Below are 339 nucleotides of genomic sequence, written 5' to 3' on the forward strand. Positions count from 1 at the left end.
AGACCGTGAAGGTCGCTAGGATCCGCGCGCGGTATTCGCTCGGCAGCCAGTAGGTCAGGTAGAGGATCGCCCCGGGGAAGAACCCGGCCTCCGCCGCCCCCAGGACGAAGCGCATCACGTAGAGGGAATGGGGACCGGTCCCGAGGGCCATGCCCATGGTGACGAAGCCCCAGGTGATCATGATCCGGGCGATCCAGCCGGCGACATCACCGACGAGGCGTTCTGCGACATGCTCGTGAAAAAGGTCGTCGCCGATCTGGGCGGGCTGGACATCCTGGTCAACAACGCCGGCAAGCAGACCAACCAGAAGGACATCGGCGATATCACGGACGAGCAATT

At 63.7% G+C, this 339-nt stretch carries 2 pseudogenes; one reads left to right on the forward strand and one right to left on the reverse strand.

Features of this window, described 5'->3' with window-relative positions:
* Window positions 1-196, reverse strand: a pseudogene (locus MKK88_RS06955) (MFS transporter); the annotation flags it as partial.
* Window positions 197-229: 33 nt separating this feature from the next.
* Between MKK88_RS06955 and MKK88_RS06960 the strand changes: the two are divergent.
* A pseudogene (locus tag MKK88_RS06960) lies at window positions 230-339 on the forward strand (NAD(P)-dependent oxidoreductase); the annotation flags it as partial.

Origin of the sequence: Methylobacterium sp. E-005 (genome assembly GCF_022829725.1) — a bacterium.
Taxonomy (GTDB): domain Bacteria; phylum Pseudomonadota; class Alphaproteobacteria; order Rhizobiales; family Beijerinckiaceae; genus Methylobacterium.